This is a genomic window from Sphingomonas yunnanensis (assembly GCF_019898765.1).
In the GTDB taxonomy this organism is placed as follows: domain Bacteria; phylum Pseudomonadota; class Alphaproteobacteria; order Sphingomonadales; family Sphingomonadaceae; genus Sphingomonas; species Sphingomonas yunnanensis.
Genome location: NZ_JAIOKB010000003.1, coordinates 121974 through 143141, shown reverse-complemented (window position 1 = coordinate 143141; position 21168 = coordinate 121974). Strand labels below are relative to the sequence as shown.

General features: G+C 70.3%; 29 protein-coding genes and 1 tRNA gene. 17 read left to right on the top strand and 13 right to left on the bottom strand.

The genetic code is table 11. The features are described 5' to 3' along the window. Nucleotides 1-58: 58 nt before the first annotated feature. Both sciP and K7957_RS10410 read right to left on the bottom strand, forming a co-directional pair. Nucleotides 59-358, bottom strand: a complete 300-nt coding sequence (sciP, locus tag K7957_RS10415) for a CtrA inhibitor SciP (protein WP_183921615.1) — start codon at nt 356-358, stop codon at nt 59-61. A 108-nt stretch (nt 359-466) separates the two neighbouring features. Then, nucleotides 467-649, bottom strand: a complete 183-nt coding sequence (locus K7957_RS10410) for a hypothetical protein (protein WP_223011931.1) — start codon at nt 647-649, stop codon at nt 467-469. A gap of 108 nt (nt 650-757) precedes the next feature. On the opposite strand from K7957_RS10410, the gene mnmA reads away from it, so the two are divergent. Continuing rightward, entirely contained in the window at nt 758-1855 is a 1098-nt protein-coding gene (gene mnmA, locus K7957_RS10405) for a tRNA 2-thiouridine(34) synthase MnmA (RefSeq protein ID WP_223011930.1), read from the top strand. A 211-nt stretch (nt 1856-2066) separates the two neighbouring features. Next, on the top strand, nt 2067-2774 hold the full coding sequence (locus tag K7957_RS10400; protein ID WP_223011929.1) for a FadR/GntR family transcriptional regulator: 708 nt from the start codon (nt 2067-2069) through the stop codon (nt 2772-2774). Nucleotides 2775-2930: 156 nt separating this feature from the next. Here K7957_RS10400 and K7957_RS10395 read toward each other — a convergent pair whose 3' ends face one another. Continuing rightward, entirely contained in the window at nt 2931-4661 is a 1731-nt protein-coding gene (locus tag K7957_RS10395; protein ID WP_223011928.1) for a class I adenylate-forming enzyme family protein, read from the bottom strand. Between the two features lie 65 nt (nt 4662-4726). On the opposite strand from K7957_RS10395, the gene lgt reads away from it, so the two are divergent. The 4 genes from lgt to pgeF are packed head-to-tail and all read left to right on the top strand — an operon-like array spanning nt 4727 to nt 7912. Continuing rightward, on the top strand, nt 4727-5629 hold the full coding sequence (lgt, locus tag K7957_RS10390; RefSeq protein ID WP_223011927.1) for a prolipoprotein diacylglyceryl transferase: 903 nt from the start codon (nt 4727-4729) through the stop codon (nt 5627-5629). After that, nucleotides 5626-6645, top strand: a complete 1020-nt coding sequence (locus tag K7957_RS10385) for a class I SAM-dependent methyltransferase (protein WP_425517197.1) — start codon at nt 5626-5628, stop codon at nt 6643-6645. The genes lgt and K7957_RS10385 overlap by 4 nt, the downstream gene beginning before the upstream one ends. Beyond that, nucleotides 6645-7157, top strand: a complete 513-nt coding sequence (locus tag K7957_RS10380) for a GNAT family N-acetyltransferase (protein ID WP_223011926.1) — start codon at nt 6645-6647, stop codon at nt 7155-7157. Before K7957_RS10385 ends, K7957_RS10380 begins: the two co-directional genes overlap by 1 nt. Further along, nucleotides 7154-7912, top strand: coding sequence for a peptidoglycan editing factor PgeF (gene pgeF, locus K7957_RS10375; protein ID WP_223011925.1), 759 nt, complete (start codon nt 7154-7156; stop codon nt 7910-7912). Before K7957_RS10380 ends, pgeF begins: the two co-directional genes overlap by 4 nt. 184 nt (nt 7913-8096) lie before the next feature. Here pgeF and hslU read toward each other — a convergent pair whose 3' ends face one another. Then, nucleotides 8097-9398, bottom strand: coding sequence for an ATP-dependent protease ATPase subunit HslU (hslU, locus tag K7957_RS10370; RefSeq protein ID WP_223011924.1), 1302 nt, complete (start codon nt 9396-9398; stop codon nt 8097-8099). A 66-nt stretch (nt 9399-9464) separates the two neighbouring features. Beyond that, entirely contained in the window at nt 9465-10031 is a 567-nt protein-coding gene (gene hslV / locus K7957_RS10365) for an ATP-dependent protease subunit HslV (protein WP_223011923.1), read from the bottom strand. A 125-nt stretch (nt 10032-10156) separates the two neighbouring features. Between hslV and K7957_RS10360 the strand changes: the two genes are divergently transcribed. Continuing rightward, complete coding sequence (locus tag K7957_RS10360) at nt 10157-10345, top strand: hypothetical protein (RefSeq protein WP_223011922.1); 189 nt, start codon at nt 10157-10159, stop codon at nt 10343-10345. Between the two features lie 186 nt (nt 10346-10531). On the opposite strand, the gene K7957_RS10355 is transcribed toward K7957_RS10360, so the two are convergent. Both K7957_RS10355 and K7957_RS10350 read right to left on the bottom strand, forming a co-directional pair. Beyond that, nucleotides 10532-10939 carry a holin family protein gene (locus tag K7957_RS10355; protein ID WP_223011921.1) on the bottom strand — a complete coding sequence of 136 codons (408 nt, stop codon included), beginning with the start codon at nt 10937-10939 and terminating at the stop codon, nt 10532-10534. A 12-nt stretch (nt 10940-10951) separates the two neighbouring features. Next, the gene (locus tag K7957_RS10350; protein WP_223011920.1) at nt 10952-11488 is read right to left on the bottom strand and encodes a glycoside hydrolase family 108 protein; all 537 of its coding nucleotides are present in this window, start codon (nt 11486-11488) and stop codon (nt 10952-10954) included. 323 nt (nt 11489-11811) lie between these two features. Between K7957_RS10350 and K7957_RS10345 the strand changes: the two genes are divergently transcribed. Further along, complete coding sequence (locus K7957_RS10345; RefSeq protein WP_223011919.1) at nt 11812-12000, top strand: hypothetical protein; 189 nt, start codon at nt 11812-11814, stop codon at nt 11998-12000. Next, the gene (locus K7957_RS10340) at nt 12000-12851 is read left to right on the top strand and encodes an MBL fold metallo-hydrolase (protein WP_223011918.1); all 852 of its coding nucleotides are present in this window, start codon (nt 12000-12002) and stop codon (nt 12849-12851) included. Before K7957_RS10345 ends, K7957_RS10340 begins: the two co-directional genes overlap by 1 nt. A 93-nt stretch (nt 12852-12944) precedes the next feature. Here K7957_RS10340 and K7957_RS10335 read toward each other — a convergent pair whose 3' ends face one another. Genes K7957_RS10335 through folE form a run of 3 tightly spaced genes read right to left on the bottom strand, consistent with a single transcriptional unit; the run spans nt 12945 to nt 14654 of the window. Continuing rightward, nucleotides 12945-13289, bottom strand: coding sequence for a dihydroneopterin aldolase (locus tag K7957_RS10335; protein WP_223011917.1), 345 nt, complete (start codon nt 13287-13289; stop codon nt 12945-12947). Further along, nucleotides 13282-14031, bottom strand: coding sequence for an SDR family oxidoreductase (locus tag K7957_RS10330; protein ID WP_223011916.1), 750 nt, complete (start codon nt 14029-14031; stop codon nt 13282-13284). The genes K7957_RS10335 and K7957_RS10330 overlap by 8 nt, the downstream gene beginning before the upstream one ends. Next, entirely contained in the window at nt 14028-14654 is a 627-nt protein-coding gene (gene folE / locus K7957_RS10325; RefSeq protein ID WP_223011915.1) for a GTP cyclohydrolase I FolE, read from the bottom strand. Before folE ends, K7957_RS10330 begins: the two co-directional genes overlap by 4 nt. A 129-nt stretch (nt 14655-14783) precedes the next feature. Between folE and K7957_RS10320 the strand changes: the two genes are divergently transcribed. The 7 genes from K7957_RS10320 (at nt 14784) to K7957_RS10290 (ending at nt 18435) form a co-directional block, all read left to right on the top strand. Beyond that, nucleotides 14784-15056 (top strand): SWIB/MDM2 domain-containing protein, encoded by a 273-nt coding sequence (locus K7957_RS10320; RefSeq protein WP_223011914.1) that lies wholly within the window; start codon nt 14784-14786, stop codon nt 15054-15056. A 104-nt stretch (nt 15057-15160) separates the two neighbouring features. Next, nucleotides 15161-15697 carry a hypothetical protein gene (locus K7957_RS10315; protein ID WP_223011913.1) on the top strand — a complete coding sequence of 179 codons (537 nt, stop codon included), beginning with the start codon at nt 15161-15163 and terminating at the stop codon, nt 15695-15697. A 51-nt stretch (nt 15698-15748) separates the two neighbouring features. Then, nucleotides 15749-16420 (top strand): cell wall hydrolase, encoded by a 672-nt coding sequence (locus K7957_RS10310; RefSeq protein WP_223011912.1) that lies wholly within the window; start codon nt 15749-15751, stop codon nt 16418-16420. A 114-nt stretch (nt 16421-16534) separates the two neighbouring features. Beyond that, the gene (dapB, locus tag K7957_RS10305) at nt 16535-17263 is read left to right on the top strand and encodes a 4-hydroxy-tetrahydrodipicolinate reductase (RefSeq protein ID WP_223011911.1); all 729 of its coding nucleotides are present in this window, start codon (nt 16535-16537) and stop codon (nt 17261-17263) included. Continuing rightward, nucleotides 17260-17925 (top strand): endonuclease III, encoded by a 666-nt coding sequence (gene nth, locus K7957_RS10300; protein ID WP_223011910.1) that lies wholly within the window; start codon nt 17260-17262, stop codon nt 17923-17925. Before dapB ends, nth begins: the two co-directional genes overlap by 4 nt. Before the next feature lie 10 nt (nt 17926-17935). Next, complete coding sequence (locus tag K7957_RS10295; protein ID WP_223011909.1) at nt 17936-18322, top strand: hypothetical protein; 387 nt, start codon at nt 17936-17938, stop codon at nt 18320-18322. A gap of 36 nt (nt 18323-18358) precedes the next feature. After that, nucleotides 18359-18435: transfer RNA gene (locus tag K7957_RS10290), tRNA-Arg, on the top strand. A 552-nt stretch (nt 18436-18987) separates the two neighbouring features. Here the strand turns inward: K7957_RS10290 and K7957_RS10285 are convergent. Continuing rightward, nucleotides 18988-19392, bottom strand: coding sequence for a hypothetical protein (locus K7957_RS10285; RefSeq protein WP_246616959.1), 405 nt, complete (start codon nt 19390-19392; stop codon nt 18988-18990). Nucleotides 19393-20065: 673 nt separating this feature from the next. Here K7957_RS10285 and K7957_RS10280 point away from each other — a divergent pair. Then, complete coding sequence (locus tag K7957_RS10280; protein ID WP_223011908.1) at nt 20066-20263, top strand: hypothetical protein; 198 nt, start codon at nt 20066-20068, stop codon at nt 20261-20263. Nucleotides 20264-20269: 6 nt separating this feature from the next. Here K7957_RS10280 and K7957_RS10275 read toward each other — a convergent pair whose 3' ends face one another. Next, nucleotides 20270-20758: a chloramphenicol phosphotransferase CPT family protein gene (locus tag K7957_RS10275; RefSeq protein WP_223011907.1), complete on the bottom strand. Its 489-nt coding sequence runs from the start codon at nt 20756-20758 to the stop codon at nt 20270-20272. A gap of 120 nt (nt 20759-20878) precedes the next feature. Beyond that, nucleotides 20879-21082, bottom strand: coding sequence for a hypothetical protein (locus K7957_RS10270; RefSeq protein WP_223011906.1), 204 nt, complete (start codon nt 21080-21082; stop codon nt 20879-20881). Between the last annotated feature and the right edge of the window lie 86 nt (nt 21083-21168).

The following is a 21168-nucleotide window of genomic DNA, read 5'->3' as shown; positions in this document are numbered from 1 at the left end:
TACTCACGAGGCCGGCGCATTGTTCCGGCCCCGTAATTCTGAAAATGGGACGCCTGCGTTAGAAGTTCTGCTGACGCTCGTAAAGCGTCTTATAGTGCTGGATCCGCGTCACGCGGAGCCCCGGCATGCCCGATCGATCGATCGCGCGCTGCCAGCCGGCGAACTCCTCCACGGTCAGGCCGTAGCGTTGGCACACCTCATCGACGGACAGCAGCCCCCCGTTTACCGCGGCGACCACCTCCGCTTTGCGCCGCACTACCCAGCGGGTGGTGTCCGCCGGCGGCAGCGAATCAAGCGTGAGCGGCTCGCCGAGCGGGCCGATCACCTTGGCCGGACGGATTTTCTGGTTCTCGATCATTCCTTACCTCGGTTCCGGGGTTTTCCCCCTCGCCACGTTGGACCCTTGTTGTGTCTCATCCGTAACGGACGCTGGTTGAACACGCTCTAAAGTGGTCCGGTAAACGAGCTATTCACGCCTGCTCCAATCACTCAGAACGGCGGCCGCGGTGGCGTTGAACGTGCCGCTGGCGCCGCGCTCGCCCTGTGTCGTGTCGAGTGCGCGCGCGACCTGGGCGGTGCGCGACGCGAGCTGGCGCTGGCGCAGAGCGGTGAGCAGCGGCGGATCGTTGTGAGTGGGTTCGAGTGACATGCTGGCTGCTGTAACGGCGATGGTCTGAAGGTCGCGTAAAGTGCGCCGCAACGCTTCGTTCATTTCGGTTTACGCGGCGCGTCCGGAAGGAGTATCGATCCCATCATCATGGACAGCGTGGATTTCCAGCTCGCGCCCGGCGCGCGGCGCATCGTCGTGGCGATGTCGGGCGGGGTCGATAGCTCGGTCGTCGCCGCACTCGCCGCGCGCAGCGGTGCCGAGGTGATCGGCGTGACGCTCCAGCTCTACGACCACGGCGAAGCGACGAAGCGCGCGGGGGCCTGCTGCGCCGGGCGCGACATCCGCGACGCGCGCGCGGTCGCCGATCGGCTCGGCATCGCGCATTACGTCTTCGACCATGAGAGCAGCTTCCGCACCGACGTGATCGACCAGTTCGCCGACGATTACCTCGCCGGCCGCACCCCGATCCCGTGCGTCCGATGCAACATGGGGCCGAAGTTCACCGACCTGCTCGCGCTCGCCCGCGATCTCGGCGCCGACTGCCTCGCCACCGGCCATTATGTCCGCCGCTTCCTCGGTGCGGGCGGGGCCGAGCTGCACCGGGCGGCCGATCCGGCGCGCGACCAGAGCTACTTCCTCTTCGCCACGACGCAGGCACAGCTCGATTACCTGCGCTTCCCGCTCGGGGCCCTGCCCAAGCCGCGGGTGCGCGCGATCGCCGCCGAGCTGGGACTGCTCGTCGCCGACAAGCCCGACAGCCAGGACATCTGCTTCGTCCCCGACGGCGACTATGCCGGCCTCGTCAAGGCGCTGCGCCCCGCGGCGGCGACCGTCGGCGACATCGTCGACCTCGCCGGTCGCAAGCTGGGGGAGCATCGCGGGCTGGTGCATTACACCGTGGGCCAACGCCGCGGCCTCGAGATCGGCGGCAGCGCGGAGCCGCTCTACGTCGTGCGGCTGGAGCCGGCGGCGCAGCGGGTCGTGGTCGGCCCCCGCTCGGCGCTCGCGGTCGCGGCGGCGCGGCTAGAGCGGATGAACGTGCTGGGTCCGCTGGAAGGCGCACTCACCGCCAAGGTGCGCTCGATGGCCAAACCGGTGCCGGCGCGGCTCGACCGCGGTCGGCTGGTATTCGACTCGCCCGAGTACGGCGTCGCGCCGGGCCAGGCGGCGGTGCTGTACGACGGCGATCGCGTGCTGGGCGGCGGGTGGATCGCCGAGACCGAGGCCGTGCTCGTCGCGGCGTGAGATCCGCCGGCCATCCCAGCGCCTAGCGTCATCCCGGCCGTGTTCCGGGATCCGCCTTCCCGTGCGCCCACCGGCCGCATCCTCCACGCGAGGGCGCCGAGGTGATCACACGCGGACCGGCATCCGCGCCATCCTCCCGGAACTTGTTGGACAATTAACTTGCCGCACGTCCGTGACGGCCTAGACTGTCGGTCCGGGAGGGAGACGAGCAGTGGCGAACGGAGAGCGTCGAGGTCCGGCACATGTCACGCTCGCGCGGACGCTCGGGGTCGCGATCGTCACTGGCGACCATCCCAGCGGTACCGTGCTGCCGGGCGAGCTGGAGCTGGCGAGCCAGTTCGGCGTGTCGCGCAGCGTCATCCGCGAGTCGCTCCGCATGCTGAGTGCCAAGGGGCTGGTCGAGAGCCGCCCCAAGGCCGGCACGCGCGTGCGCGAACGCGCGCTGTGGAACCTGCTCGACCCCGAGCTGCTCGCCTGGATGTTCGAGGGCGCGCCGTCGCTCGGCTTCGTGCGCAGCCTGTTCCAGCTGCGCATGATCGTCGAACCCGCCGCGGCCGAGCTCGCCGCGGTCCAGCGCAGCGCGGCGCAGCTGGCGCGCATGGGCGATGCCGTGCAGGTGATGGCGCGACAGGGCCTACGCACGCAGGAAGGGCAGGCCGCGGACCAGCGTTTCCATGCCGCCATCCTGGAGTCGACCGGCAACGAGCTGCTGGCGAGCCTGTCGAGCAGCATCGCCGCGGCGGTGCGCTGGACCACCTTCTTCAAATATCGCGTGCCGCTCGAGTATCGCGACCCGATCCCGCTCCACCGCGACCTGTTCGAGGCGATCGCCGCCGGCGACGCGGCCGCCGCGCGCGGGGTGACCGAGCGGCTGATCGCCCAGGCCGGGCTGGATACCGAGCGCGCGCTGGGGGCGTAAGGCATCTCAATCCTCCGCGCGCGCGGGGAGGTGGCAGGGAGTCAGCGCTGACGGGGGGCTGTCCGCGGGCGCGACGCTCGTGGAGCCCCCCCTCCACCACCGCGCTGACGCGCGGCGGTCCCCCTCCCCGCCAGCCGGGAGAATTATTCCAGCACCTCACGCCGCCGCGGCAGCCTCCGCCTCAGCGACCGCGCGATAGCGGCGGCGCAGCGTGATCTTGTCGATCTTCTCCGTCCCCAGCCGCGGCAGTGGCGCGTCCTCGATCCACAGTCGCGCGGGCACCTTGAAGGCGGCGACGTGCTGCGCGAGGAAAGACAGCAGATCCTCGCATGCGACGCCGCCCGGCTCGCTGAGATGCACCACCGCACCCGGCACCTCGCCGTAGCGCGGGTCCGCCAGCCCGAACACCGCCGCCTCGGCGACCAGCGGATGCGCGTAGAAGGCGGCCTCGACCTCCTGGCAGCTGATATTTTCGCCGCCGCGGATGATGATGTCCTTCTTGCGGTCGACGATGAAGAGATAGCCGTCCGCGTCGAGATAGCCGAGGTCGCCGGTGCGGAAGAAGCCGTCGGCGGTGAAGGCCGCCGCAGTGTCGGCGGGGCGTCCCCAATATTCCTGGAAGTTGGCGGCCGAGCGGATGCCGATCTCACCGGTCGCGCCCTGCGCGAGCGCAGTGCCGTCCTCGGCCAGGATCGCCAGCTCGACCAGCGGCGCCGAGGCGCGACCGGCACTGTCGGGCTTGGCGAGATAGTTGCTGCGCCAGTTGCCGGTGCCGATCGCGTTGGTCTCGGTGAGGCCGTAGCCGATCAGCGGCGCGCCGGTCAGCTCGGCGTCGAGCCGGCGGACATGCTCGACCGGGCGCGGTGCGCCGCCTGCGGCGAAGTCAGTGACGGTCGAGAGGTCGTAGCGCGCGCGTTCGGGGTGGTTGACCATCTCATAGCTCATCAGCGGCACGCCGACGAAATAGGTCACCTTCTCGCGCTCGATCAGCCGCATGGCCTCCTCGGCGTCCCATTTGGGCATGAGCACCAGCTTGCGCCCCATCGCGAAGCTCTGGAGCAAAGTCGGCACCATCGCGGTCACGTGGAAGAGCGGCAGGTTGAGCAGCGTCGCTGGTTGCAGGCCCGTCAGCGCGCCGTCCTGCGCCGCGATCCCCATCATCATCAGCGCCGACGCGAGGAAGTTGAATGTCCCCTGCAGCACCTGCGCGTGCGTCGACAGCGCCCCTTTCGAGCGGCCTGTCGAGCCCGAGGTGAACAGGATGGTGGCATGAACGTCGCCGCTCAACGCGGGCAGCACCGCGCCGGCGCCCTCGCCGAGATCGTCCTCGGCGTGCGCCAGGACCTCGGCGAGCGCGCTCTCGATCGGCTGGAGATCGTCGAAGATCTCGACCCGCACCGCCGCGCCACCGGGGATGGCGGCGAGCCGGCGGGCGCGCGGCGCGTCGGCGAACACCAGCGCGACCTCGACCTCGTCGAGCGCGGCGGCCATCTCCTCGGCCTGCCACCAGCCGTTGAGCAGCGTCGCCACCCCGCCCGCCATGATGATCGCCATGTAGAGCACGATCCACGACGGCGAATTGCGCGCCGCGATCGCCACCCGGTCGCCGCGGCGCACGCCATAGCCCGCGACCAGCGCGCGCGCGGCGCGACTCGCAAGATCGTGGACGGTGCCGAAGCTCAGCCGCTCGTCACCCGCGACCAGGAACTCGACGTCGCGGTGCTGCTGGCAGAAATGCGCGAAATAGGCGGGCAGCGTCGGGGGCGCCGCCGCGATGAACGGCAGCGTCCGGCCGAAACGCTCGACCTGTCCGAGCGGTAGCTGGCCTCCGTCGCCGGTCAGCGCCGCCATCACCGCGTCCATCCGCCGGTCGAGCTCGGAAGCCATCACTCTCTCCGCTTGGGTTTGTGCTTTCCTCCCCTTATGCAGGCGCCATTGAGAAGGGGAAAGCCTTGTTCCTGTCCGCCCTCGCCGCCGCTGCTCCGGGTGCCGGCGCCGCCACCGGCCACGTCCGTTTCGCCGATCTCGGGCTGCACCCCGACGTCTTCTCGATCGGCGTCTTCACGCTGCGCTGGTATAGTCTGGCTTATATCGCGGGCATCGTCGTCGGCTGGTGGTATCTGCTGAAATTGCTGGCCCAGCCCGGCGCGCCGATGGCGCGGCGCCACGCCGACGATCTCGTCTTCTACGCCACGCTCGGGATCATCCTCGGCGGGCGGATCGGCTATGTCCTGTTCTACGCGCCGGAAATGCTGACGCGGCCGCTGTCGATTCTGCGGCTGTGGGACGGCGGCATGTCGTTCCACGGCGGCGTGATCGGCACCTCGCTCGGGCTCATCTGGTTCGCCCGGAAGAACGGGCTCAACTGGCTGCGCGTCCACGACTATGTCGCCTGCGCGGTGCCCTTCGGCCTGTTCTTCGGGCGGCTCGCCAACTTCGTCAACGGCGAGCTGTGGGGCAAGCCCGCGAGCGTGCCCTGGGCGATCGTGTTCGAGCGCACCGTCCCCTACGGCGTGCCCGAGCCCGCGCGCCACCCGAGCCAGCTCTACGAGGCGGGGCTCGAGGGCATCGCCCTGTTCCTGCTGCTCTGGTTCTTCTTCTGGCGCACCGACGCGCGCTACCAGCCGGGCAAGCTGGTCGGTCTGTTCCTCGCGGGCTATGGCGTGGCGCGCTTCACCGTGGAGTTCTTCCGCGAGCCCGACGCGCAGCTGCGCACGTTCGCGGAGCAGACCGGACTGCACATGGGCCAGTGGCTGTGCGTGCCGATGATCCTGGCGGGGGTCGCGTTGATCGTCACCGCGCCGCGCCGCCGCCACCGCGTCGAGCCCATCGTCGGGCTGGACAGCGTCGCGTGAGCGAGCCGCTGCTCGCCGAGCGGCTGGCGCGCGCGATCACGCTGGGCGGACCGATCCCGGTCAGCCAGTTCATGGCCGCCGCCAACGCGCATTATTACGCGACGCGCGACCCGCTCGGCGTCGCGGGCGACTTCACCACCGCGCCCGAGATCAGCCAGATGTTCGGCGAGCTGATCGGCGCCTGGGCGGCCGACCTGTGGGACCGCGCCGGCCGTCCCGCGGTCGCCTGGGTCGAGCTCGGCCCCGGGCGCGGCACGCTCAGTGCCGACGCGCTGCGCGTGATGGCGCGCGCCGGGCTGACGCCCTCGGTGCATCTCGTCGAGACCAGCGCGACGCTGCGCGCCGCACAGGCCGAGCGGCTGCCGGGCGCGACGTGGCACGACTCGCTCAACACGCTGCCCGAGGACGTGGCGCTGATCGTCGTGGCGAACGAGTTCTTCGACGCGCTGCCGATCCGCCAGCTCGTGCGCCGCCCCGACGCGTGGCACGAGCGGCTGGTGGCGTGCCAGGACACGCTCTTCGTGCCGGTCGCGGGCGCCGTCGTCCCCGATACGATCGTGCCGCCGGCATTGCGCGACGCCGCGCCGGGCGCGGTGATCGAGACGTCGCCCGCCAGCGTCGCGGTGATGGCCGACCTTGCCGCGCGCATCGTCGCGCAGGGCGGCGCGGCGCTGGTGATCGACTATGGCTATCAAGGCCCGGCGATCGGCGACACGCTCCAGGCGGTGCGCGCGCACGCCTTCGCCAACCCGTTCGAGGCGCCGGGCGAGCAGGACCTCACCGCGCACGTCGACCTGGCCACCTTGGGGCTGGTCGCCAGCGCCTCGGGCGCGCGGTGCGACGGGCCGGTCGGCCAGGGCGCCTTCCTGCGCGCGCTCGGCATCGACCAGCGCGCCACGGTGCTCGGCGGGAGGGTAACAGAGGATCGCGACCGGTTGGTCGAGCAGATGGGGGAGTTGTTCAAGGTGATCGCCGTGACTCACGACCAATGGCCGCGCCCGGCAGGCTTCGCATGATGCCGCGCCCGACGCTCCGTCCCGCCACCGTCGACGATGCCGCCAGCCTCGCCGGCGTGGCGCGTGCGACCTTCACCGAGACATTCGGCACGCTCTACTCGGCCGCCGACCTCGCCACCTTCCTCGAGCAGCACACCCCCGAGGACTGGGCGCGCGAGGTCGCCGACCCGGCCTATGCGGTGCAGATCGTCGAGATGGGGCATGTCGCGGTTGGCTACATCAAACTGGGCCCTCCCAAATTGCCCTTTACCCCGCCCGAGGGCGCGATCGAGCTGCGGCAATTCTATCTGCTCAAGCCGTGGCAGGGCTCTGGGCTCGGGCCCGAGATGATGGAGTGGGCGCTGGCGGAGGCGCGCGCGCGCGGCCACCAGGCGATGTACCTCTCGGTGTTCACCGACAATCTGCGGGCGCGACGCTTCTATGCCAAATACGGCTTCGAGGACGTCGGCCCTTACGAGTTCATGGTCGGCGGCCACGCCGACGAGGACATCGTGATGCGCCGCACGCTGTGACCGCGCCCCAGCCCTTCCGTGCGCGGCTGCTCGGCGCCGTGCCGCACGGTTTCCTCGGCCGCGCGGGCGGCATCTCGGAAGGGCTGTACGCCGGGCTCAACTGCGGGGTCGGCTCGGAGGACGATCCCGCGGCCGTCACCGCCAACCGTGACGCGGCGCTGACGGCGGTGGCGCCGGGTTCGAGCCTGCTGACGCCCTTCCAGGTCCACTCCGCCGACTGCGTCACGGTCGACGCCCCCTTCGCCGAGCGGCCCCGCGCCGACGCGCTCGCCACCGCGACGCCGGGGCTGGCCCTGGGGGTGGTCACCGCCGACTGCGCCCCGGTGCTGCTCGCTGACCCGGTCGCGGGCGTGGTCGGCGCGGCGCACGCGGGGTGGAAGGGGGCGCTCGCGGGGGTGACCGACTCCACCGTCGCGGCGATGGTGGCGCTGGGCGCGTCGCGCGAGCGGATCGTCGCGTCGGTCGGGCCGTGCATCGCGCGCGCCAGCTACGAGGTGGACGCGGGCTTCTGCACGCGCTTCCTCGACGACGATGCGGCCAACGAGCGCTTCTTCGCCGACGGCCGCGCCGGGCACGCGCGCTTCGACCTCGAAGGCTATGTCGCGCATCGGCTCGCCGCGGCGGGGGTGGTGCGGGTCGAGACACTCGGGCTCGACACCTATGCCGACGAGCGCCGCTTCTTCAGCTATCGCCGCGCGACGCATCGCGGCGAGCCGGGCTACGGCCGCCAGATCGCGATCATCGCGGCCGGTTAGGCGCTGGCGCGACCGCTCGCTCTCTCGCGAGACAATCCCCAGCCACCACTCCGGCGGACGCCGGGGTCCAGATGGGGGACGTCAATGATTTTCATTCCGGCCTTCCCAACTGGACCCCGGCGTTCGCCGGGGTAATACTCCGGGAGGGCACCCTCCACGCGCGCCGCGCCCCGCCTCACCGACCTTACAGCACGAAGCGGCTGAGGTCCGAGTTGCGCGCCACGCTCGCCAGCTGCTGGTCGACATAGGCCGCATCCACCACCAGCGCCTCGCCGGCGCGGTCCTCGGCGTCGAAGCTCACCTCCTCGAGCAACTTCTCCATCACGGTCTGGAGCCGGCGCGCGCCGATGTTCTCGATCTCGCCGTTCACCTCGGCCGCGATCCGCGCCACCGCGCGGATGCCGTCCTCGGTGAAGCTCACGTCGACTCCCTCGGTCGCGATCAGTGCGCGATACTGCGCCGGCAGCGACGCCTTGGTGTCCGACAGGATCGCGACGAAATCGTCCTCGGTCAGCCCCTTGAGCTCGACGCGGATCGGCAGCCGCCCCTGCAGCTCGGGCAGCAGGTCGCTCGGCTTGGCGACGTGGAAGGCGCCCGACGCGATGAAGAGGATATGGTCGGTCTTCATCGGCCCGTATTTGGTCGAGACGGTGGTGCCCTCGATCAGCGGCAGCAGGTCGCGCTGCACGCCCTCGCGGCTGACCGAGCCGCCGCGCACGTCGCTCACCGCGATCTTGTCGATCTCGTCGAGGAAGACGATGCCGTTGGCCTCGGCGTCGGCGAGCGCGACGCGGCTGACCTCGTCCTGGTCGAGGCGCTTGTCGGCCTCCTCCTCGACCAATTTCTCCCACGCCGCGGGCACCAGCAGCTTGCGCCGCTGTTTCGGCCCGCCGCCGAACGCCTTGCCCATCATCTCGGACAGGTTGATCATGCCGACCGACCCCTGCCCGCCGGGCAGCTCGAACGGCATCGCCGGCGCCTGCTGGAGCTCCAGCTCGATCTCGGTCTCGGACAGATGGCCGTCGCGGAAGCGCTGCTTGAAGCTCTCGCGCGTCGCCTGGCTCGAGTCCTTGCCCACCAGCGCGTCGAGCAGCCGGTCCATCGCCGCGGCCTCGGCCTTGTCCTTCACCGCCAGGCGACGGCGCTCCTTCTCGAGTCGCACCGCCTCCTCGACCAGGTCGCGCGCGATCTGCTCGACGTCGCGGCCGACATAGCCGACCTCGGTGAACTTGGTCGCCTCCACCTTGACGAACGGCGCGTCGGCCAGCTTGGCGAGGCGGCGGCTGATCTCGGTCTTGCCGCAGCCGGTCGGCCCGATCATCAGGATGTTCTTGGGCGTCACCTCGTCGCGCAGGTCGGGCGCCAGCTTCTGCCGCCGCCAGCGGTTGCGCAGCGCCACCGCGACCGCGCGCTTGGCCTCCTTCTGGCCGATGATGTGCGCGTCGAGCGCGGCGACGATCGCCTTCGGAGTGAGATTATCATTCATGCGGAATCAAAGCCTTCGCCGGCGAATGTTGAGTAAGTTGAGTCGCTGCGCGGTATCGCGCGCGGCTCAGTTGGCGCTGTCGAGCGTCTCGATCGTCAGCCGGTCATTGGTGTAGACGCATACCTCCGCGGCGATCGCCATCGCGCGACGGCAGATCGTCTCGGCGTCCTGCTCATAGTCGACCAAAGCGCGCGCCGCGGCGAGCGCGTAATTGCCGCCAGAACCGATCGCGGCGATCCCCGCCTCGGGTTCGAGCACGTCGCCGTTGCCGGTGAGGATCAGCGTCACCTCCTTGTCGGCGACGATCATCATCGCCTCCAGGTTGCGGAGGTATTTGTCGGTGCGCCAGTCCTTCGCCAGCTCGACCGCGGCGCGCATCAGATGACCGCCGTGGCGCTCCAGCTTCGACTCGAGCCGTTCGAACAAGGTGAAGGCGTCGGCGGTCGCGCCGGCGAAGCCGCCGATCACCTTGCCGTCGCCCAAGGTTCGCACCTTGCGCGCGTTGGGCTTCATCACGGTCTGGCCCATCGAGACCTGGCCGTCGCCGATCACGACGACCTTGCCGCCGCGTCGAACCGATAGGATGGTGGTGCCGTGCCAGACCGGCGCGGCGTGTGGATCGTTCCCGCTCATGCCGCGCGATATGGGGACCGTGGCGGGGTCTCGGCAAGTGTGCCCGGAAAGGACGAAATCGGTGACTCACGCTGTGGCAGGACGACGCGAACCGCGGCATAGCGGGCGCCGGAGAGTGAGTAGCGATGATCACCGACAGGGACCGGCTGTATTTCCAGAGCCGCGCCGAGGCCGAACTCAAGCTGGCCGCCGAGGCACAGAGCCAAGCGGTCTGCCAGGCGCACTACCAGATGGCGACCCATTATCTCGAGGCGGCGCACGGCGCGCACATGCGCCTGCCCCCCGATCCGCAGCGCATGGCGCGACACGGGTGAAGTCGAGCCTATCCTCCCCGCTTGGCGGGTAGGGGGACTGCCGCGAAGCGGTCGTGGAGGGGGATCTCCACGCAGCACAACGCCTGAGGAAGCCCCCCTCCACCAGCCTGCGGCTGGTCCCCCTCCCCGCCATGCGGGGAGGATCTAGCGGATCCACTCCTCGCTTTGCGGGAAGGAGCTACTCCGTCACCGCCCCTTCGCCTTGCCCCACTCTCGCGCCACGGTGTAGCCGAGATAACCCGTGGCGAAGAGCGTGTAGAGCGGCTCGGGCAAGCCCGCGAGATAGGCGTTCATGCCGCGCGCGATGGCGCTCGCCATGTCGGGCCGGGTCGCCGCGATCAGCCCCATGGGGATGCTCCACAACAGCAGTGCGTACATGACGTAGAGGAAGCTCGGGCGTGCCCGGCTGGTCCAGGGATCCGCCGACTGCGCCTCCGCCACCACGGCGGCGAGCTGCGCCTTGACCTGCTCCAGCTCCTGCGTGCCCTCGAGCCGCAGCAGCTCCAGCTTGGCCGCCTCGCGCGCGCGGGGGTCGGGGATCAGTTTGTCGAGCAGGCCAGCGACCGGCGCGACGAGTCCGTCGAGAAGTGCCATGTGCGCCTCCCCTCAGCCGACGCGCTGGGCGAGCCAGCCGTACAGGAACGCCTCGTCGGCGGGGCGCTTCTCGGCGAGCGACAGGTAGCGCTCGCCCTGGAGCGAGTCGATCGCCTTGACCAGCACCGCCTGCGCCGCCGCGCCGCGCGTGGCGAGGAAGCGGTCGAGCGCGGCGAGCGTCGCCGGGCCGACGCGACCGTCGAGCGGCACGTCGGGATAGTCGCTCGCGCCGCGGTTGAGCGCGTTGAGCGCGCGCTGGAGGAAGGTCACCGCGGTCGCCGGCCCCATGTTGACGCCGGTGTCGAACAGCTCGGCGGCGAGCTGGGGCGCGCGCGTCGCGACGCGGTCGAGGCCGGGCTGCTGCCAGTACGCGCGACGGTAGATCGCCACCGCGGCGGGGCGAGCGAACTGGCGCATGTCGCCGACATAGCCGTTGGCGCGCGCGACCGCCTCGGTGATGCCGTAGCGGGTCGCGCCGCCGCGGTCGGCGGGGTGGCGGACATAGCCGCCCTCGCGGTCGATCACCGCGTCGATGAGCTCGTCGATCATGGGTCCTCCTGACAGGGTGGAGGAGGGAACATAGCGGGAACGAAGGCGTGTAGGACAGGGCCTCTCACATCCTCCCCGCTCGCGGGGAGGGGGACCAGTCGCGGAGCGAATGGTGGCTGGGGCCGGCCGCGCAATATCCGCTCGTGGCCCCCCCCCTTCACCATGCCGCTGCGCGGCGCAATCTCCCTCCCCGCGCCGGGAAGGATTTCCAGCTCAACTTACTGACCCTAAACCCAAATCAGCCACTTTGCGGGGTATCTCACCGCAACGCCTCCCCCGCCCCGCCGTTGATGGCCCACCCACCCGCAGCAGCGAGCGAGACGATGGCGTCACCACTTACCACCACGCGCTGGAGCGCCGCCGCCGTGCTGGCGCTGGCCGGCGGCGCGTTGCTGACCGCACGCGCCTGGCGGATCGCGCGGCCCGCGATCGACGAGCGCACCCGCCGCCGCCTCGCGCCGCACGCGCGCGCCGTCGCGCACCCGAGCGCGGCCGAGATCGAGGTCGCCTGATGCGAGTCCATCATCTCAACTGCGGCACCTGCTGCCCCGCCGGCGGCGCGCTGTTCGACGGCACCAGCGCCGGCGCGCGCGCACATCTCGTCTGCCACTGCCTGCTGATCGAGAGCGAGGCGGGGCTGGTGCTGGTCGACACCGGCTATGGCACGCGCGACGTGGCGCGGCCGCGCCAGCGCCTCGCCGAGTTCTTCATCCAATTGTGCCATCCGCAGCTACGCGGCGAGGAGACCGCGCGCGCCCAGGTGATCGCGCGCGGCTTCGATCCCGCCGACGTGCGGCACATCGTGTTGACCCACCTCGACTTCGACCATGCCGGCGGGATCGAGGACTTTCCCAACGCCGCGGTCCACCTGCTGTCGCGCGAGCGCGAGGTGGCGGACGCGCGCGCCGGCGGCGCCTTCGTCGGGCGGCGGCGCTATCGCCCGCAGCAATGGGATGAGGCGGAGAATTGGCGGCTCTACGCCGCGGGCGGGGGTGAGCCCTGGTTCGGCTTCGACGCGGTGCGCCAGCTCGAGGGGCTGCCGCCCGAGCTCCTGCTGGTGCCACTGGCGGGCCATACCTGGGGCCATGCCGGGGTCGCGATCCAGGAGGACGGCGGCGAGTGGCTGCTCCACGCCGGCGACGCTTATTTCTACCGCGGCGAGGTCGGCAGCGAGGAGTATCACTGCCCGCCGGGGCTGCGCGGATACCAGAAACTGATGGAGGTCGATCGAAGCGCGCGCCTCGCCAACCAGCGCCGGCTGCGGCGGTTATCCCTGGATCATGCCGGCGAGGTGCGCATGTTCTGCGCGCACGACCCGGTTGAGTTCGAGTTGCTTGCGGCGCGGGAGGGTCCGGTGTTTTGAGCCGGGCGCTTTGCTGTGAATGCTCGTCATCCCGCCTTGGGCCGGGATGACGGGATAGTGCACGCGTGTCTCGGCTGCGACGAGGGTCGATCCTCAGCGCCGGCGCACGATCTCGCAGCCGACCCGCGCGTCCGGGTACACGTCGGCCTTGACCGAGCGGACGCGCACCTGCCGCACGCGCGCATCCGCGAGGCACAGCGCGGCGACCCGCTCGACCAGCGTCTCCTGCAGCGCGAAGCCCTCGTCGGCCAGCGCGCGGATCCCGTCATGCACGCGGTCATAGTCGAGCACCGCCTCGATCGTGTCGGCGAGTACGCCGGGGTAATCGACGGTCAGCCACACCGACAGCAGCACACGCTGCGGCGCGGCCTCGTGCGGGTGGATGCCGAGCCGCATCGCCACCGCCATGTCCTCGATCAGCGTGGTGAACTCAGCCATGCCGGCGCCCGCTCCCCAGGTCGCCTTTCGTGAACATGACGTCGCGGTCGCTGCGGCAGAAACGCTGGCCCGCGTCGACGTAGAGCGTCTGCCCGGTGACGCTCTCCGCCTCCAGCAGGTAGACCACCGCGGCGGCGACGTTCTCGGCGCCGACCGGGCGGCGCAGCAGGTTGGCGCGCGCGACCGCGTCGAACGCGGCGTCGCTCTGGTCGCCGCTCGGCAGCGTCAGCCCCGGCGCCACCGCGTTAACCCGGACGCGCGGCGCGAACGCCTGCGCCATCAGCTCGGTCGCGCTCGCCAGCGCCGCCTTGGAGAGCGTGTAGCTGAAGAAATCGGGGTTGGGGTTGGCGAGCTTCTGGTCGAGCAGGTTGACCACCGCGCGCGCGCCGTCTCGCTCGGCGAGAGCGGCGGCGAGCACCGCCGGCGCCACCGCGTTGACCGCGTGGAGCCGCGCCGCCAGCACCGGATCGATCGCGGCGGGCGAGTCATAGTCGAACTGCGACGCGCTGTTGACGAGCGAATCGACGTCGCCCGCGCGATCGAGCAGGCCGCGCAGCCCGGCGGTATCGGCGAGGTCGCCCTGCACCGCGGCGCCGCCCAGCTCGGCGGCGAGCGCCTCGGCCTCGTCGCGCGAGCGGCCGTAGTGGATCACCGGCACGTGCCCCGCCGCGGCGACGGCGCGCGCGATCGCGGCGCCCAGCCGCCTGGCGCCGCCGGTCACCAGCACGCGCCGCGCGGTCACGACAGGCCCATCAGCGCCAGCACTTCCTTGCGGCTGCGATCATCGTCGCGGAACACGCCCATCATCCGGCTCGTCACCATCCCGACGCCGGGGGTGCGCACGCCGCGCGCGGTCATGCAGGCGTGGCTCGCCTCGATCACCACCGCGACCCCCTGCGGGCGCAGGTTGTGCCAGATACAATCCGCCACCTCGGCGGTGAGCCGCTCCTGCACCTGCAGCCGCCGCGCGAAGCCGTGGAGCACGCGCGCCAGCTTGGAGATGCCGACGACATGGTCGCGCGGCAGATAGGCGATGTGCGCCTTGCCGATGATCGGCGCCATGTGATGCTCGCAGTGCGACTGGAACGGGATGTCCTTGAGCAGCACGATCTCGTCGTAACCGCCGACCTCCTCGAACACGCGCGCGAGATGCACCTCGGGATGCTCGGCGTAGCCGGCGCAATATTCCTTCCAGGCGCGCGCGACGCGCTGCGGCGTGTCGCGCAGCCCCTCACGCGTCGGGTCGTCGCCGGCCCAGCGCAGCAGCGTGCGCACCGCCTCGGCCACCTCCTCGGGGACGGGGATCTTGCCCGTGGCGGCCACCAGGTCGCCGTCGTCCGGCGTGTGTCGCGTGTCGTCGCTCATGCTTTTTCCCCTAGACGCCGCGGCGACGGCGATCCAGTGCGCGGCGCGCCGTTACGCTCGCGCATCGTCGCGGCGGCGGCATCTTTGCAGGACCGGCCGATCAGGCCGGCACGAACAGGAAGGAAGACCATGGCGACCACCACCACCACCGGCAGCAAGACCGGCGGGATCCACGCGCCCGTCCAGCCCTCGCCCGAGCTCGGCGCGATCGTCGGCAACGAGAAGCTGCCGCGCAGCCAGGTCATCAGCAAGGTATGGGAGTATATCAAGTCGAACAACCTGCAGAACCCGGAGAACAAGCGCGAGATCGTCGCCGACGAGAAGCTGAAGAAGGTGTTCGGCCGCGACAAGGTGACCATGTTCGAGATGAACAAGTACATCTCGCAGCACGTCAAGGCCTGAGCCAAGCCCGCCGCCGGCCCAAGGCGGCCGGCGCACCCGCGGCGCGACCCGATCAGGCGAGCGCGCGCCGCCGATGACCCGCGACGCGGCTAGGATGGAGGATGATGCTCCGCCGCACCGCGCCGCTCCCCGACCACGAACTGGTGCCATTGGTGTCGAGCCGGCGCGTCGACGAGTCCCCGCGCTGGTGCCGCGTCGCCGCCGCGGTCGCCGCCGGCACGGCGCTGCTGGCGCTGGGGAGCGGCCTCCCGCGCGCCGCGGCGTTGGCGGTCGCACTCGCCGGCGCGCTGCTCTGCCTGCTGCGTCGCGTCGAACGGCGTCACGCCGCCGCACTCGCGGCGAGGCTCGCCGCGACCGGTGACGCCGCGATCACGCATCGCTGGTGCCGCGCCGGGCCCGGTGCGATCGCGCTCGCCGAGGGAAACCTGGTGTGGCTGATCGATCGCTCCACCGCCTACCAGGTCGTGCGGCTTGCCCCCGAGCAGATTACCGCGGCGATGCTCCAGCGCGACTGGCGCGGGTGGCGCGTAGCGCTGCTCTACCGGCTCGAGCCGCACGAGGTGGCGCGGCGGTCGCTGATCTGCTTCGGCCGCCACCGCGCCGCCGCCGACGCCCTCGTCGCGCATCTCACCCGCCGGTAACGGCCGCGGCAGCAACTTCCCCGGCGCGGCGCGGCGCGGTACAGCGCGGCGATGGCGCAGCGACGCTCCCGTTCTCCCGCGCGGCGGCGGCCGGCGCGTCGGCGCGGCCGGCGCAGCGCGCGCGCGTGGCTGAGCTGGCCGCTGATCGTCGGTGCCTTCGCGCTCGCGGCGGTGACGCTCGGCTGGCTCGACAGCTGGCATCCCCGCGCGCCGCGCCCCGCGGCGGCGCGGATGAGCGCCGAGGCCGCGCGCGCCTCCAACCAGGCCTACCCGCTCCACGCCGAGCGCCGCCGCACCGCGTCGCGCTACCGCTTCCGCGGCGGCGAGGCGGAGCGCGCGCAGGCGGTCGAGTGTCTCGCCACCGCGGCGCTGTACGAGGCGGGCGACGACCGCCGCGGCCAGCGCGCGGTGATGCAGGTGGTGCTCAACCGCGTGCGCGCGCCGGGCTATCCCAAAACGGTGTGCGGCGTCGTGTTCCAGGGCTCGACGCGCGACACCGGCTGCCAATTCTCCTTCACGTGCGACGGGTCGGTCGGGCGCCGTCCCGTCCGCGCCGGCTGGACCGGCGCGCGGCGGATGGCACGGCGCGCGCTCGCGGGCGAGGTCGACGCCGAGATCGGCCGCGCCACACATTACCACACCGATTGGATGGTACCCTATTGGCGCAACTCCCTGGTCAAGGTGGCGCGCGTGGGGACACATCTGTTCTACGTGCGAGCGTGAGTGCCGCAGCGCCCACGATGTCGCTGTCCCACGCCCATCGCCGCGCGACTGTCATTCCCGCGCGCGCCGTGCGAAGGCGCGTGCTCCGATCCGCCCCCGAACGAGTGACGCGACATGACCGCCATCGGCATCTACGGCAGCAACGGTCGCATGGGCCGCGCGATCGCGACGATCGCCGAGGGCGAGGGCTGTACCGTCGCTGGCGGAGTCGACGCCGGCGGTGATCCGGTGCCGCTCGCCCAGGCCGCCGACGTGCTGGTCGATTTCTCCACCCCCGCCGCGCTCGAGCCGCACCTCGCCGCCGCGGTCGCGGCGCGCACGCCGATCGTGATCGGCACCACCGGGCTGAGCGCGACGCACCACGCGCTGATCGAGCAGGCCGCGGCGCTCATCCCCGTGCTGCAGACCGGCAACACGTCGCTCGGCGTGACGCTGCTGCAGACGTTGGTGCGCGAGGCGGCGGCTCGGCTCGGCGCCGAGTGGGACATCGAGATCGTCGAGATGCACCACCGCCACAAAGTCGACGCGCCCTCGGGCACCGCGCTGCTGCTCGGCGAGGCCGCCGCGGCGGGGCGCGCGACGCGGCTCGCCGAGGTGCGAGTCGACAGCCGCGCCGGGCTGGTCGGCGCGCGCACCGAGGGCACGATCGGCTTCGCCTCGCTGCGCGGCGGCTCGGTGGTGGGCGACCATTCGGTCGTGTTCGCCGGCGAGGGCGAGCGGGTCGAGCTCGGCCACCGCGGCGAGGACCGCAGCATCTTCGCGCGCGGCGCGGTCAAGGCGGCGCTGTGGCTCGCCGGCCGCGCGCCGGGGCGCTACGCCATGGCAGAGGTGCTCGGGCTGTGACCCGGCGCGAGGTCGCCGAATTCTACCGGCGCCTCGCCGAGGCCAACCCGCATCCCGAGACCGAGCTCGAGTCGGTCAACGTCTACACGCTGCTGGTCGCGGTGGTGTTGTCGGCGCAGGCGACCGACGCCGGGGTCAATCGCGCCACGCGCGCACTGTTCGCCGAGATCGACACGCCCGCGCAGATGGTCGCGCTCGGCCTCGACGGGCTCAAACAGCACATCCGCACGATCGGTCTGTTCAACACCAAGGCCAAGAACGTCATCGCGCTGAGCCAGTCGCTGCTCGACCAGCACGGTGGCGAGGTCCCCCGCGACCGCGCCGCGTTGGAAGCGCTGCCCGGCGTCGGGCGCAAGACCGCCAATGTCGTGCTCAACGTGGCATTCGGCGAGGAGACCTTCGCGGTCGACACGCACATCTTCCGCGTCGGCAACCGCACCGGGCTGGCGCGCGGTAAGACCGTGCTGGCGGTGGAGAAGAAGCTCGACGCGGTGACTCCGGCGCCGTTCCGCGTCCACGCGCACCACTGGCTGATCCTGCACGGCCGCTACGTCTGCAAGGCGCGGCGGCCCGAGTGCTGGCGCTGCATCGAGCAGGACCTCTGCGCGTTCAAGCCCAAGACGCCGCCACGGCCCGAGCGGACCGCGGCGCGCGCGACGTGAGGAGGCGAGGATGCGCGGCTGGGTAGCGGTGACGCTGGTGCTGGTGTCGGGCGCAGCGGTGGCGCGCGATCGCGGGCCGACGGTGCCGGAGGCGCTCCCCGCGGGCGAGGCGCGCAACTGCGTGCCGATCACCGCGCTGCGCGAGAGCCTCGTGCGCAGCGACCGCGTGATCGACTTCCACACCACCGGCGACCGTTATTACCGAGTGACCCTGCCCCGGGCCTGCCCGGGGCTCGGCTTCGAGCGGCGCTTCGGCTACGCCACCTCGATCGGGCAATTGTGCGCGCAGGACATCATCACCGTGCTGTACGCCAGCGGCGGGACGCGCGGGGCGAGCTGCGGGCTGGCGCCGTTCCAGCCGGTGACGATCGCGCGTCGCGCTGCGAAAAGCGGGTAGCGCGGCGCTGCACACCCTGCTAGTCGCAGCCGACCGGCACCCGTAGCTCAGCTGGATAGAGCGCTGCCCTCCGAAGGCAGAGGCCACAGGTTCGAATCCTGTCGGGTGCGCCAGCTTCTCACTTTGTAAGCAGCTCATTCTGCTGGACTTTTTCCCTGATTGAGCGCTAGCGCTACCCCATCTACTCCCACGCCAAGATGCGGCTGGACGAACGCGTTCGCGAACATCAGCGGACGGTGTAGCGCCTGCGGGAGCCGCGGTGAGCTGCTCCGATCAACCGGATAGTGCCCCGTGCTTGCGCTCGCTTGCTTAGCGGGGAGGTCGTTGGGAAGGGCGAGACTCCGACCGATCCTATCGCCAAAGTCGGTTGATGGCCATCCGCGCTCAATTCTCCGTTTACATCGACGAGGCGGGGGACCCCGCGGGTCAAGGCAAAGGCGACCTCCGGTGCCTCGGAGGGGTTCTGAATAGGGGATAGGTCGCCATCCATGAGCAACCGTCTAATCACTGCCGTCACGCAGATGCGATTGAGCAGAAGGGTGTTCCGGCGCATTCCGCCAAAGCCTTGTTAGGCGGCAGCGACTCCGGCTTCAACCTCGCCGGGAGAAGAACGGCGCCGTTCGACCTAAACGCGACTCGTTCTGACGCCTCAGCGGGCATTTTGCTCAGCTGACGAACATAGCTTCGCCGATGGCCTGCATGAGCACGCCGCGAGGCACGGGCACGCTGACCGATGTCCACCCCGCGGTCTGAGCGCGACGCAGGCCATAGAGCCCGATCCATGATCGCCCATGCTGGCGCCAGGCGCGCTGCAGCGCCGGCACCGGCATCAGTACGCACGTCGCGGCGGGCGCGTGCGCATAGGCGATGAAGTCGGCCGCCAACGGCTTCTGCACCCAGCCAGGCGACTTGCGCACCTCATCAGACCAGCGCTCGAGCGGGACGTCAGGCCAGTCCTCGGTGCGGATCTTCTCGTCGACGGTGTAGGTCCGCCCGCATGCGAGCGTCAGCAGCCGATCGATGCCGCCACGCTGCGCCCAGCCGTCGTGCTCCACGGCGACCGCGGACATGATCGTCGGAAAGGCGCGTCGGTAGATCGGCAGCCACCAGTCAGGCCCGTAGCTCGCTGCCAGCGCGTGGCTGTTCTCGAACCGGTGGACGCGCGAGAAGCCTGTTGTCCGGACGTGGCGGGCGACGGGCTTATGAGTGAGCGGGCGCGGCGATGCCGGCTCCCAGGTGGCAGTGCTAAGCGTCGTAGGTCTCCTCAAGGTCGTGGGTGCCCTCCTCGTCCTCGCGCAGGTCCTCGAGGTCAGGGTCGCCGTCCAGCTCGTCCCATGCGGTCGATCATCCGCTCGGTGAGGCGCGCCAGCTCAGCGCGGGGTAGAGAGGGGCTCACCGCGAGCAACAAGACCGAGCCGGGTAACTGGCTGCTGCGCCTCCAAGCCCGGCGGGGACGTCGAGGCCAGGATCGCGGCGGAGAGGCGGCGACCCGCAATGGTGTGGGCTGCGTCACCGTTTCCGCTCCATCCATCGCACCACGACATGGTCCCACCAGGCCCAGAGCGTCAGCAGGCCGGTTGCTCCACCTCGTCCGAGGTGGCGCGAACGCGATCCTATTCGCGTACACATAGCCGCTCACGCTCGCTCGCAGAGGATGACAGGCGACGAACGGAGCTAGTGCGCGAACGCTCCGCTCATTTATGGTTGAGGCGGAGGATCTGACTGCGTGCTATCGCACGTCACGTGCTTCGCCTGAACCTCAAGCGGCGTGCCAGCCAGAACGCACTCGCGGCGCAGCGTCTCACCGGTATCCAAGCTTCGATCATAGCGCTGGACGACGAGGATCTCCTCGACATGGCTGACATCTTCCGGAACCGTCGCGACACGCCGCTGGCGGAATACGCCTTTGCAGAAGTCGAGCGCAGGAAGACTAGTCTCTGAACACCGCTACTGGCCGTGCCGACGGCTCCACGAGTGGGCGACACGCTTGGCGATTGCTGGCGCCTCCACGCCTTCGACCTCAAGGTCATAGACGCAGTAATCATGAGTGCCGAAGTGCTCACGTGCTTCACCGATCGAGCGATCTCCTCGAAACTGTTCTCGTTGCTCCAGCACGGTGAGAGGCACGTGTACCCCGACCCAGAACGTGTCGAAGGGGCTTAGCAGGTCTCTAAGCTGATTCCCCCACGTAGACCGCTCGACGATGTGCTCGACGAGCAGATCAAGCCCAGCCTCCGCGAATGCCGCGATTGAACGATGGAACCCCGCGAAGAAGGCCTCACGACCTTCCCAGCGGGCGGCTCCGGCAGACGGTCGAAAGTCGGCGTCAGCAAGCTGATCTGAGGAGTAGAAGCAGAACGTCTCCGGTAGCATCGGGCGAAGGGTCACAGCCAACGTGGACTTCCCCGCGCTGGAAGTGCCGTTAAGGAGGATCACGCGCGCTACCATTCCGAGTGACCTTCTCCTGATTGCCAACCCCGCTCAGGCTGGACACGCGCGTGCCATACGCGCCCGATCAACTTGCTATTTGTTGCGCAGTGACGCCTGAGAACTTGATCATCCTCTATCAGGCCTCGGATCGGGAGGCGAACCTTCTCCCACCCGGCTAACGACGACGGTGACCTCAACGTCGCCGGCGCTAGGAGGGCCCAATACTTCGACCGACTCGCCACCATCCATCTTGACGTCAAGCGATCCCGCTAAGCTCACTTCTGCGAGCGCCGAAGCGATGACGGCCGTCACGTCCTTGATGTCGGCCATGCCAAATTCCTAACTTTCGTCCAGCCGCTTGTTCGGCAGTCGCTTAATTGTAGCGCCTCTGACGCAAAATTGCTCCAACACAATCG

Excerpts from the sequence above, each read along its gene's own strand:
- sciP (WP_183921615.1), bottom strand. The coding sequence starts at position 358 with ATGATCGAGAACCAGAAAATCCGTCCGGCCAAGGTGATCGGCCCGCTC.
- K7957_RS10410 (WP_223011931.1), bottom strand. The coding sequence starts at position 649 with ATGTCACTCGAACCCACTCACAACGATCCGCCGCTGCTCACCGCTCTG.
- mnmA (WP_223011930.1), top strand. The coding sequence starts at position 758 with ATGGACAGCGTGGATTTCCAGCTCGCGCCCGGCGCGCGGCGCATCGTC.
- K7957_RS10395 (WP_223011928.1), bottom strand. The coding sequence starts at position 4,661 with ATGGCTTCCGAGCTCGACCGGCGGATGGACGCGGTGATGGCGGCGCTG.
- K7957_RS10380 (WP_223011926.1), top strand. The coding sequence starts at position 6,645 with ATGCCGCGCCCGACGCTCCGTCCCGCCACCGTCGACGATGCCGCCAGC.
- hslU (WP_223011924.1), bottom strand. The coding sequence starts at position 9,398 with ATGAATGATAATCTCACTCCGAAGGCGATCGTCGCCGCGCTCGACGCG.
- hslV (WP_223011923.1), bottom strand. The coding sequence starts at position 10,031 with ATGAGCGGGAACGATCCACACGCCGCGCCGGTCTGGCACGGCACCACC.
- K7957_RS10360 (WP_223011922.1), top strand. The coding sequence starts at position 10,157 with ATGATCACCGACAGGGACCGGCTGTATTTCCAGAGCCGCGCCGAGGCC.
- K7957_RS10355 (WP_223011921.1), bottom strand. The coding sequence starts at position 10,939 with ATGGCACTTCTCGACGGACTCGTCGCGCCGGTCGCTGGCCTGCTCGAC.
- K7957_RS10350 (WP_223011920.1), bottom strand. The coding sequence starts at position 11,488 with ATGATCGACGAGCTCATCGACGCGGTGATCGACCGCGAGGGCGGCTAT.
- K7957_RS10345 (WP_223011919.1), top strand. The coding sequence starts at position 11,812 with ATGGCGTCACCACTTACCACCACGCGCTGGAGCGCCGCCGCCGTGCTG.
- K7957_RS10340 (WP_223011918.1), top strand. The coding sequence starts at position 12,000 with ATGCGAGTCCATCATCTCAACTGCGGCACCTGCTGCCCCGCCGGCGGC.
- K7957_RS10335 (WP_223011917.1), bottom strand. The coding sequence starts at position 13,289 with ATGGCTGAGTTCACCACGCTGATCGAGGACATGGCGGTGGCGATGCGG.
- folE (WP_223011915.1), bottom strand. The coding sequence starts at position 14,654 with ATGAGCGACGACACGCGACACACGCCGGACGACGGCGACCTGGTGGCC.
- K7957_RS10320 (WP_223011914.1), top strand. The coding sequence starts at position 14,784 with ATGGCGACCACCACCACCACCGGCAGCAAGACCGGCGGGATCCACGCG.
- K7957_RS10315 (WP_223011913.1), top strand. The coding sequence starts at position 15,161 with ATGCTCCGCCGCACCGCGCCGCTCCCCGACCACGAACTGGTGCCATTG.
- K7957_RS10310 (WP_223011912.1), top strand. The coding sequence starts at position 15,749 with ATGGCGCAGCGACGCTCCCGTTCTCCCGCGCGGCGGCGGCCGGCGCGT.
- dapB (WP_223011911.1), top strand. The coding sequence starts at position 16,535 with ATGACCGCCATCGGCATCTACGGCAGCAACGGTCGCATGGGCCGCGCG.
- K7957_RS10295 (WP_223011909.1), top strand. The coding sequence starts at position 17,936 with ATGCGCGGCTGGGTAGCGGTGACGCTGGTGCTGGTGTCGGGCGCAGCG.
- K7957_RS10285 (WP_246616959.1), bottom strand. The coding sequence starts at position 19,392 with ATGTCCGCGGTCGCCGTGGAGCACGACGGCTGGGCGCAGCGTGGCGGC.
- K7957_RS10270 (WP_223011906.1), bottom strand. The coding sequence starts at position 21,082 with ATGGCCGACATCAAGGACGTGACGGCCGTCATCGCTTCGGCGCTCGCA.